Below are 9,801 nucleotides of genomic sequence, written 5' to 3'. Positions count from 1 at the left end.
CGAGTGACGGGCGAAGCGGTAGCGGAGATCGAAGCCGAAGAAGGGGGGCCGGACTATGGCCGCCTGCAGTGGCGCATCGCCGCCGGGTTCGTGCTGGGCTTGGTCGCCGGCATCCTGGCCTATACCTTCGCGCGCGATGCGGCGTGGGTGGAAACGTTGGTCACCTACGTCACCAACCCGCTCGGTCAGATCTTCCTGCGCCTGCTGTTCATGCTGGTGATCCCGCTGCTGGTCAGCGCGCTGGTGGTCGGCATCGCCGACATGGGAGAAGTGCGCGCGCTCAAGAAAGTGGGCCTGCGAACGCTGCTCTACACCATCATCGTGTCCTCGATCGCGGTCGCGATCAGCATCGCGATCACCAACCTCATCAAGCCGGGGGCCGGGGTCGATCCGGCGGAGGCGCGGGCGCTGCTGGCGCAGGGCGGCGAAGGCGCGCGCAGCATCATCGAGCGCTCGGGCGAGGCGAAGACCGGCGTGGACGCGGTGATCGGGATCATCCCGTCGAACTTCATCACCGCCATGGGCGACAACGACATCCTGGCGGTGATGTTCTTCGCGCTGTTCTTCGGCATCGGCCTGCTGCTCATGAGCTCGCCCCGGACCGAGGTGCTCAAGCAGGCATTCGAGGGCGTGTTCGAGGTATCGATGAAGCTGATCGGGCTGGTGATCCAGCTCGCCCCGATCGCGGTGTTCTGCTTCATGTTCAACCTCGCGGCGCAGTTCGGGTGGGACCTGCTCGCTAAACTGGCCGCGTTCGTTGCGGTGGTGCTGCTAGCCTTGGGCCTGCAGATGTTCGGGGTGTTCCCGATCCTGCTGGCGTTCTTCGCGCGCATGAACCCGATCACGTTCTTCAAGGAGACGCGCGAAGCCAGCCTGATGGCGTTCTCCACCGCGAGCTCCAACGCCACCTTGCCGACCGCGCTGCGGGTCGCGGAAACCCGCCTGAAGCTGCCGCCCCGGGTGTCGCGCTTCGTCCTGACGATCGGCGCGACGGCGAACCAGAACGGCACCGCGATGTTCGAAGGGGTGACCGTGCTCTTCCTCGCCCAGTTCTTCGGCGTGGACCTGTCGCTGACCGATCAGATATTCGTCATGGTGATCTGCATCCTGGCCGGGATCGGCACGGCCGGCGTGCCGGGCGGATCGCTGCCGGTCATCGCGCTGATCCTGGGCGGGGTTGGGGTGCCGCCCGAAGGCATCGGGCTGATCCTGGGGGTGGACCGCTTCCTCGACATGTGCCGGACGGTGCTGAACGTGATCGGCGACCTCGTCTGCGCGACCGTGATCAGTGCGTATTCGAAGGACGTGCTGGGGGACGCCGGGGCGGTTCCAGCACCTTCGCTTTAAAGCGGCACAGGTCTACCACGGGGCAGCGCCAGCATTCGGGGGTGCGCGCCTTGCAGGTGTAGCGGCCGTGCAGGATCAGCCAGTGATGCGCATGGCGGCGGAACGGTTGCGGGACCCTGCGGTCCAGCTTCGCTTCGACCTCGTCCACCGTCTTGCCGGGCGCGAGGCCGGTGCGGTTGCCGACCCGGAACACATGGGTGTCGACCGCGAAGGTGTCCTGCCCGAACGCGCAGTTGAGCACGACGTTGGCGGTCTTGCGGCCCACGCCGGGCAGCCGGACCAGTTTGTCGCGGGATGTGGGCACCTCGCCGCCAAAGTCGTCAATCAACATCTGGGACAGGGCGATCACGTTCTTCGCCTTGGTGTTGAACAGGCCGATCGTCTTGATCTGCTCGCGCAGGGCCTCTTCTCCCAGATCCAGCATCTGCTGCGGGGTGGTCACCTGAGTGAACAGCTGCCGGGTCGCCTTGTTGACGCTGACGTCGGTCGCCTGCGCGCTGAGCGCGACCGCAACCACCAGCTGGAAGGGATTGCCGTAGTCTAGTTCGGTCTCAGGATCGGGGTTGTCTTCGGCGAGTCGGCGGAACAACTCGAACACGTCCGCCTTGGTCAAAGGCCGAGCACCTGCGGCATCGTGTAGCGCCCCGGCTCCCGCCCGATCAGCCAGGCCGCGCCCGCCACCGCACCGCGAGCGAAGATCATCCGGTCCTCCGCGCTGTGCGACAGCACCAGCCGCTCCTGCTCTCCGGCAAGGATCACGCTGTGCTCGCCGGCCACGGTGCCCCCGCGGAGCGATGCGAACCCGATCGCGCCCTCGCTGCGTTCGCCGGTGTGCCCGTCGCGCCCGCGCTCGCTGCGGCTCGCCAGATCGATCCCCCGCCCGTCAGCCGCGGCTTGCCCAAGCAGCAGCGCGGTGCCGCTGGGCGCGTCTACCTTCATCCGGTGATGCATCTCCAGCACCTCGATGTCCCATTGCGGCCCCAGCCGCGCCGCGGCCTCGCGCACCAGATGCGCTAGCAGCGTCACGCCCAGCGAGGTGTTGCCGGTCTGGAGAACCGGGATGGCGCCGGCGGCGGAATCGATGGCGGCAAAGTGCCGTTCTTCCAGTCCCGTGGTCCCCACCAGGATCGGAATGCCGGCTCCGACCGCGGCATGGAGGTTCGTCTCCAGCGCGGCTGGCGACGTGAAATCGAGCAGCGCATCGCTGGCTTCGGCCAGGTTCGCGGTGTTGCCCCCCTGGTCCACCCCGCCGGCGCATGTGTGGCCTGCTTCGGCAAGCGCGCGCGCGAGTGCCTGGCCCATGCGTCCGTCACTGCCGATGATGCCGATCCGCGCCATTGCCACTCCCGATTGCCCGTGCTTCATGCGCGACATGCGCTCTATCCGCAATATCGTCATCCTGACCGGCGCTGGGATCAGCGCCGAGAGCGGGATCGATACGTTTCGCAGCGGTGCCGATGGCGGTCCCAGCTTGTGGGAGCAGCACCGGGTGGAGGACGTCGCCACGCCTGAGGCGTTCCGCCGCGACCCGGAGCTCGTGCAACGGTTCTACGACATGCGCCGCGCGGCAATTCAGACGAAGCAGCAGAATGCGGCTCACAACGCGCTCGCTCGGCTCGATGCCGAATGGACCGGCGAATTGCTGATCGTCACGCAGAATGTAGATGACCTGCACGAACGGGCCGGCGCCCGCCGCGTGCTGCACATGCACGGCGAGCATCTCAACGCCTGGTGCACCGCGTGCGACACGCGTTCCCGCTGGACCCAGCCATTGGTCGACCGGCCGCCCTGTCCCCGTTGCGGCGAGCGGTCGCTGCGCCCCGACGTCGTCTGGTTCGGCGAAATGCCGTATCGGATGGACGAGATCTATTCGGCGCTTCGCGCGGCCGACCTGTTCGTCTCGATCGGCACGAGCGGCGCGGTTTACCCGGCGGCGGGATTGGTCCGCGATGCGCGCGAACTTGGTATCGCGACGCTGGAACTGAACCTCGAACGTAGTCAGGGCTCGGCGTGGTTCGACGAGACGCAGCTGGGCCCGGCGAGCGAACTTGTGCCCGCGTGGGTGGAGCAGATGCTGGCGCGATCGGTTAGCTGACGTCCTCGCCGGCCGCCCCGCAGGTCCGGCATCCGGGGTCCTTGGCGACCCGGAAACTGCGCATCGACGGGGCCAGACCATCGAGCAGATGGAGCGTGCTCCACTGTGGTTCGCCCATGGCCGGGGCTACCAGCAACCGGACTGCCTGGAGCGCGGCCAGGGTGCCCGCCCAGCCGGCCATCGCGCCCAACATGCCGTCCTCGGCGCAGGTATCGCAGTCGTCGGCGTCGAACGCGTCGCCGACATAGCAGCGGTAGCACGCCTGGTCGGGCAAGTGGCCGGCGAAGGCGCCGACCTGCCCCTGGAAGCGTCCGACTGCGGCAGATAGCAGCGGGACACTCTCCGCAACGCATGCGTCGGCCACGGCAAGGCGCGTCGCGAAAGTGTCGGTCCCGTCGAGCACCAGGTCAGCGCCCGCGATCATGCCCGGCGCGCTCTCCGCATCGATCCGCCGGTCATGCAGCGTGAGGGTGAGCTTGTGATCGAAGGTGGCCAGCCAGCGGCTCGCGGCGACTACTTTGCCATGGCCGATGTCGCGCTCGGAATAGATCGTCTGGCGATGGAGGTTGCCAAGCTCGACCTTGCCGTCATCGATGAGCGTCAGCCGGCCAATTCCCGCTCCCGCGAGATACTGCAGCGCCGGCGACCCGATCCCGCCGAGGCCGACGAGAGCGACATGCGCTTGCGCGAGCGTGAACTGGCCGGCGCCGCCCACTTCGGGGATGACGATCTGGCGCGCGAACCGGTCCAGACGCTCGGGGGAAAACTCCATGGACAGGCTGTTGGCAGGCTGCGCACAGGCTGTCGACAGGGCTGTGGGCAGCCCTGTGCATGCATTGTCAGCGGATTGTGGAGGGTCAGCTCTCCAGCTGGCGCAGCAGGCTCCGCACGTCGCCATCCATGTCCGCATCGCGCAGGCGCAGATCCTCGATCAGGCGAACCGCGTGGATGACCGTGGAATGGTCCCGCCCGCCGAACTTGCGCCCGATCTCGGGATAGCTGCGCGGGGTGAGAACCTTGGCGAGGTACATCGCCACCTGCCGCGGGCGGACCACCGCGCGCGCGCGGCGCTTGGAGCCCATTTCCGAACGATCGATGCGGTAGAACTGGCACACCGTCCGCTGGATTTCGTCGATCGTGATCCGGCGCCGGTTGGCCGAAAGAATGTCGGTCAGCTGCTCTTCGGCAAGCTGGAGCGAGACTTCCTGCCCGGTCAGCTGGGCATAGGCGATCAACTTGTTGAGGCCGCCGACCAGCTCGCGGATATTGCGCGTGATCGTGCGCGCGAGGAAATCGATCACGTCCTCGGGCACCTCGAGCGGCGCGAAGCGGACCAGCTTCGACTGCAGAATCGATCGGCGCAGCTCGATATCGGCGGCCTGGATGTCAGCCACGAGGCCCATGCTGAGGCGGCTGAGCAGGCGCGGCTCGACCCCGTCCAGGGCCTGCGGCGCGCGATCGGCGGCAAACACCAGCCGCTTGCCTTCAGCAAGCAGCGCATCGATCGTGTAGAGCAGTTCTTCCTGCGCGGATGCCTTGCCGATGATGAACTGGATGTCATCCACCAGAAGCAGGTCGAAGCTACGTAGCCGCGCCTTGAATTCGATCGTCTGGTTGGATTTCAGCGCCTGGACGAATTCGACCATGAACCGCTCGGCGCTGCAGTAGAAGATCCGCGCGCGTGGATGTGCCGTGAGATACGAATGACCGATGGCGTGGAGCAGGTGGGTCTTGCCCTGGCCGGTCGCCGCCTTGAGGTAGAGCGGCGAGAACTGCGGAGCCTCGTTTGCGGCCATCCGCTGCGCTGCGTTGCACGCGAGCACGTTCGCCTCACCCGTGACGAACGCCCCGAAAGTCAGCGTGGGATCGAGCCCGACCGATGAGGTGAACCCGCGATCGCCGATCGTGCCTGCGGCCACCGCGATCATGCTGGTGTCACCGTCGTTCGCCGGACGGCGGCCATCGGCCAGGCTGAGCTCGGGCAGCTTGCGGCGGCCCGGGTGCACGGTGATGCGCAGCTGGCGCACTTCGCCCCGCGCGATCTTCCACGCCAGGCTCAGCCGGTCATGGAAGCGGTCGTTCACCCAGTTGGCGGAAAATTCGGTCGGCAGGTACAGTTCAAGCGTGCCGGTATCTTCGCACAGCGAGCCAACCTGAATTGGCTTGATCCATTGGCTGTGGATCTGATGGCCGAGGTCTTTACGCAGGCCCTGGCTGATGTCGGCCCAATCGGCCGCCAGGTTCACCGCTTCGAGATCTTCCATGCCATTCCCACTGTTGCGCCGCGCGGCGTTGCCGCCGCCGATGATGCTGTCCATCGGATGCCTGTCCCCAATTGCCCGACCGAGATCGGACCGTTTCCCCCCTGGACAAAGCTTCGCCACCACCCGGAATCGCAAGGATTGCCGGGTTTGCCGTGAGTCCAGACCTAAAAGAGCTCGCGCCGTCCAAGCCGCGAACGAGGGCTCTTTTTGAACACCACCGGGCGACTGGCAAGGCCGGCGGTGCAAAAAAAATGAAATATTGGCTGTTGACTCGGTCTAACCGGCAGAGCTGCGTCCAAGTCGTTGAAAATTTTGGGCAAAGCCAATGCATGGCGCGCGAATCGCGGGAATTCCGTCATTTGCATCAGATGCACGAAGCGCAAACGACAACGCCGGCGGAATCACCGCCGGCGTCGTTCGCTTTTGTTCCGCTTATCCGCCCCGGTGTCTGCCGGGGTTAGGCCGAATCAGAGGCCGGCGACTCGCTTGGAGAGGCGGCTCATCTTGCGGCTGGCGGTGTTCTTGTGAAGCACGCCGCGGGCAACGCCGCGCGCCAGTTCGGGCTGGGCAGCCTTGAGCGCATCGGCGGCGGCAGTCTTGTCGCCTCCGGCGATCGCGGTCTCGACCTTCTTGATGAAGCTGCGGATGCGGCTCACGCGGTTGGTGTTGATCTCCGCGCGGGCATTGTTGCGGCGGATGCGCTTCTTGGCTTGCGGCGTGTTGGCCATAAGGGTCCTCGGGTCTGTCCTCGATGGGCCGACGGAGCGCGGCCTGAAGTCTTGTGTTTGCGTGATTGCTCGCGACGGGCGGACCCGCCGGGAAAGGCGCGCCCCTAGCGTCGCTACCCGATTCCGTCAAGCTAGCGCTGGCATTTGGGACAGAACCAGGTGCTGCGGCCGCCCTGTACCAAGCGGGATACCGTGCCGCGATCCTCGCGCAGGCATGCCTCCCCCTCGCGCCCATAGACGGCAAAGCGGGTAGCGAAGTAGCCGAGGCTTCCATCGGGCTGGGCATAATCGCGCAAGGTCGAGCCGCCGTCGTCGATCGATCGCTCCAGCACGTCACGAATGGCCGGCACCAGACGCTCGAGCGCAGCTTTGGAGACTTTGCCCGCCGCCTTGCGCGGGTTGATGCGCGCGTGCCACAGCGCTTCGCACACGTAGATGTTGCCCAGGCCAGCGACGATACGCTGGTCGAGAAGCAGCAGCTTGATCGCCTGCTTGCGCCCGTCGAACGCCGCCTTCAGATGCGCCGCGCTCAGCGTTTCGCCGAGCGGCTCGGGTCCCAGCGCCGCGAACGCCGGCCAATTGTCGAGGGCCGGGGTATCGACCAGATCGACGAACCCGAACCGGCGTGCGTCATTCAGCGCATAGCGGTGATCGGCGGTTTCCAGCACCAGATGATCGTGCTTGTCGGCTTGCGACGGATCGATCCGCCAGCGCCCGCTCATACCCAGGTGGAATACCAGCGTGGTGTCGCGATCGGTGTGGATCAGACCGTATTTGGCCCGCCGGCCGAGCCCCGTGACCCGCGCCCCCGTCAAGGCCTGGACCAGCCCTTCGGGGAAGGCCCGGCGCATGTCGGGGCGGTTCAGCGAAACGCGTGCGATCCGGGCGCCGTCAAGCGTTGCAGCCAGCCCGCGCACGGTGGTTTCGACCTCGGGAAGCTCGGGCATCGCCGCTCCTCTAACAGCCTTTGCGCAACCTGCAATTGCCCGGCCCATTCGATCACATCGCCTGAATGGCGAAAACCGGTTCCCACTTGTCGGTGCGATGCTAAGGCGCGTGCCATGAGCGAACCTGCGCGCGACACCGTGTCCTTCGGCTACGAAGAAGTGGACCCCGAAGAGAAAACCCGCCGCGTCGGTGCGGTGTTCTCCGGCGTGGCGGCGAAGTACGATGTCATGAACGACGCCATGAGCGGCGGGATGCACCGGTTGTGGAAGGACACCTTCGTGCGCCGGGTCAAGCCGCAGCCGGGTGAGGCGATTCTCGACATGGCGGGCGGCACCGGCGACATCGCCTTCCGGCTGGCCGACCGCGGCGCGAGCGTGACGGTGGCGGACATCAACCAGGAGATGCTGGACGTCGGTGTCGAACGAGCGCTGGAACGCGGCATCGACGGGCTCGTGTGGAGCCGGCAGAACGCCGAGGACCTGCGGTATCCCGCGCGCAGTTTCGATGCCTACACGATCGCATTCGGCATCCGCAACGTGACCCGTATCGATCGCGCGTTGGCGGAGGCGCACCGGGTGCTGAAATTCGGCGGACGGTTCTTCTGCCTGGAGTTCTCGAGCACCGAGTGGCCGGGGTTCAAGGACGCTTACGACTTCTATTCGCACCGGCTGGTCCCCCGGATCGGCGAGGCGATTGCCGGAGACGCGGACAGCTATCGCTACCTGATCGAATCGATCCGCCGTTTTCCCACCATGCCCGCGTTCGAAGCGATGATCCGCGACGCTGGCTTTGCGCGGACCAAGGTCGAGCCGATCCTGGGCGGACTGGTGGCGATTCATTCGGGGTGGAAAGTCTAGCGTGACCCGTCCGGCAACGCACATCTGGCGGCTGTTTCTGTGGGGCATGACGGCGGCCCGTCATCGCGCGCTCGTGGGGATCGAAACCGATCCCAACACTCCGGCACCGGTGTCGCGGATGGCGCGCCTGGCGCGCTGGGCCGCGCTGACCAGCAAGGCGGGGCAGCCCGACTATGCAGCCGCGTTCCAGAAGATCGGACCGGCGGCCATCAAGCTTGGTCAGTCGCTCGCTACCCGGCCCGATCTTGTCGGCGAAGAGGCGGCGCATAACCTGTTGGCCTTGCAAGACAGCCTGCCCCCGGTCCCATTCGCGGCGATCGAGGCCGAGATCGCGCGCAGCTTCGATGCGCCGGTGGCGTCGCTGTTCGCCTCGATCGACCCGGTCCCGGTCGGGTCCGCTTCAATCGCGCAGGTGCACCGCGCGGTGACGACCGAAGGGCGAACGGTCGCGATCAAGGTGCAGCGGCCCGGGATCCGCGACAAGCTGGCGCGGGACATCGCGACCTATGAATGGGCGGCCGCGCATCTGGAGGCGATGGGCGGGGAGGCATCGCGCCTGCGCCCTCGGCTCACTATCGCCAATTTCAAGCGCTGGACCAACCGCGAGCTTGACCTGCGCCGGGAAGCCGCCAGCGCTTCGGAACTGGCTGACGCGATGCGGGGCTTTGACGGGTACTGCATCCCGACGATCGACTGGGATCGCACCAACGGCCGGGTGATGACGATCGAGTGGATCGACGGCGTCAAGATTTCCGATCGTGCCGCGCTCATCGCGGCGGGTCACGACCTCCCCGCGCTTGCCCGCCGGCTGGTGCTCGCGTTCCTGCAGCAGGCGATCAGCGCCGGGTTCTTCCACGCCGACATGCACCAGGGTAACCTGTTCGTGCGCGCCGACGGAACGATCGTGGCGATCGACTTTGGCATCATGGGCAGGATCGACCGGCGCGCGCGCCAGTGGCTGGCGGAGATCCTGTATGGCCTGACCACCGGCAACTACAAGCGCGTGGCCGAAATTCATTTCGAAGCGCAGTACGTCCCGGCCTACCACTCGGTCGACGAATTCGCGACCGCACTGCGCGCGGTGGGTGAGCCGATGCGCGGGAAGCCGGTCAGCGAGCTCAGCGTCGGGCAGATGCTCGACGGGTTGTTTGCCATCACTCGCGACTTCGACATGCAGACCCAGCCGCACCTGCTGTTGCTGCAAAAGACGATGGTGATGGTCGAGGGTCTCGCCACCAGTCTCGATCCGTCGATCAACATGTGGGAGGTCTCGGCACCGTTCGTGCGCGAATGGATCCGCGACGAACTGGGCCCGGAAGCCGCGCTGGCCGATCGGCTGCGCACCGATGTCGAGACGCTGTTCCGGCTGCCCGAACTCGTCCGCCGGATCGAGGAGCGCTATCCCGCGCGCGGCGGGGCGCCCGAGCCGCCGCCGCTGCCGGTCATCCCGCTGATGTGGGAGCGGAGCCTGGGACGACCGCGCTGGCCCGGTTATCTTCTGGCCGCAGTGGCCGGTGGCGCGGCTGTGGCTGCCGCTTCGCTGGGCGGGTTGCTGACTTGAT

General features: G+C 66.5%; 10 protein-coding genes. 4 read left to right on the top strand and 6 right to left on the bottom strand.

Annotation, left to right across the window (positions count from 1 at the left end; translation table 11 throughout):
• The first annotated feature begins 3 nt into the window (after positions 1-3).
• Complete coding sequence (locus C0V74_RS06425) at positions 4-1,347, top strand: dicarboxylate/amino acid:cation symporter (protein WP_168194166.1); 1,344 nt, start codon at positions 4-6, stop codon at positions 1,345-1,347.
• Here C0V74_RS06425 and nth read toward each other — a convergent pair.
• Both nth and dapB read right to left on the bottom strand, forming a co-directional pair.
• On the bottom strand, positions 1,286-1,960 hold the full coding sequence (gene nth, locus C0V74_RS06420) for an endonuclease III (RefSeq protein ID WP_143251086.1): 675 nt from the start codon (positions 1,958-1,960) through the stop codon (positions 1,286-1,288). The two genes, C0V74_RS06425 and nth, sit on opposite strands and share 62 nt — an antisense overlap.
• Entirely contained in the window at positions 1,957-2,685 is a 729-nt protein-coding gene (dapB, locus tag C0V74_RS06415) for a 4-hydroxy-tetrahydrodipicolinate reductase (RefSeq protein WP_131623023.1), read from the bottom strand. The genes nth and dapB overlap by 4 nt, the downstream gene beginning before the upstream one ends.
• Positions 2,686-2,719: 34 nt before the next feature.
• Between dapB and C0V74_RS06410 the strand changes: the two genes are divergently transcribed.
• Complete coding sequence (locus tag C0V74_RS06410) at positions 2,720-3,442, top strand: NAD-dependent deacylase (protein ID WP_143251085.1); 723 nt, start codon at positions 2,720-2,722, stop codon at positions 3,440-3,442.
• On the opposite strand, the gene C0V74_RS06405 is transcribed toward C0V74_RS06410, so the two are convergent.
• The 4 genes from C0V74_RS06405 to mutM form a co-directional block, all read right to left on the bottom strand.
• Positions 3,435-4,214, bottom strand: coding sequence for a HesA/MoeB/ThiF family protein (locus tag C0V74_RS06405; RefSeq protein WP_143251084.1), 780 nt, complete (start codon positions 4,212-4,214; stop codon positions 3,435-3,437). The genes C0V74_RS06410 and C0V74_RS06405 overlap by 8 nt on opposite strands.
• Positions 4,215-4,299: 85 nt before the next feature.
• A complete protein-coding gene (gene dnaA / locus C0V74_RS06400) occupies positions 4,300-5,760 on the bottom strand; it encodes a chromosomal replication initiator protein DnaA (RefSeq protein ID WP_131622558.1) in 1,461 nt (486 codons plus the stop codon).
• Between the two features lie 413 nt (positions 5,761-6,173).
• The gene (gene rpsT, locus C0V74_RS06395; RefSeq protein WP_131622556.1) at positions 6,174-6,434 is read right to left on the bottom strand and encodes a 30S ribosomal protein S20; all 261 of its coding nucleotides are present in this window, start codon (positions 6,432-6,434) and stop codon (positions 6,174-6,176) included.
• Positions 6,435-6,565: 131 nt separating this feature from the next.
• Positions 6,566-7,381 carry a bifunctional DNA-formamidopyrimidine glycosylase/DNA-(apurinic or apyrimidinic site) lyase gene (gene mutM / locus C0V74_RS06390; RefSeq protein WP_143251083.1) on the bottom strand — a complete coding sequence of 272 codons (816 nt, stop codon included), beginning with the start codon at positions 7,379-7,381 and terminating at the stop codon, positions 6,566-6,568.
• A 114-nt stretch (positions 7,382-7,495) separates the two neighbouring features.
• Between mutM and C0V74_RS06385 the strand changes: the two genes are divergently transcribed.
• Together C0V74_RS06385 and ubiB are read left to right on the top strand one after the other, a co-directional pair.
• Complete coding sequence (locus C0V74_RS06385; protein ID WP_131622552.1) at positions 7,496-8,239, top strand: class I SAM-dependent methyltransferase; 744 nt, start codon at positions 7,496-7,498, stop codon at positions 8,237-8,239.
• Position 8,240: 1 nt separating this feature from the next.
• Positions 8,241-9,800: a 2-polyprenylphenol 6-hydroxylase gene (gene ubiB / locus C0V74_RS06380; RefSeq protein WP_143251082.1), complete on the top strand. Its 1,560-nt coding sequence runs from the start codon at positions 8,241-8,243 to the stop codon at positions 9,798-9,800.
• Position 9,801 lies beyond the last annotated feature (1 nt).

The organism is Altererythrobacter sp. TH136 (genome assembly GCF_007065885.1).
GTDB lineage: Bacteria > Pseudomonadota > Alphaproteobacteria > Sphingomonadales > Sphingomonadaceae > Tsuneonella.
This window is presented reverse-complemented; position numbering and strand designations above follow the sequence as displayed.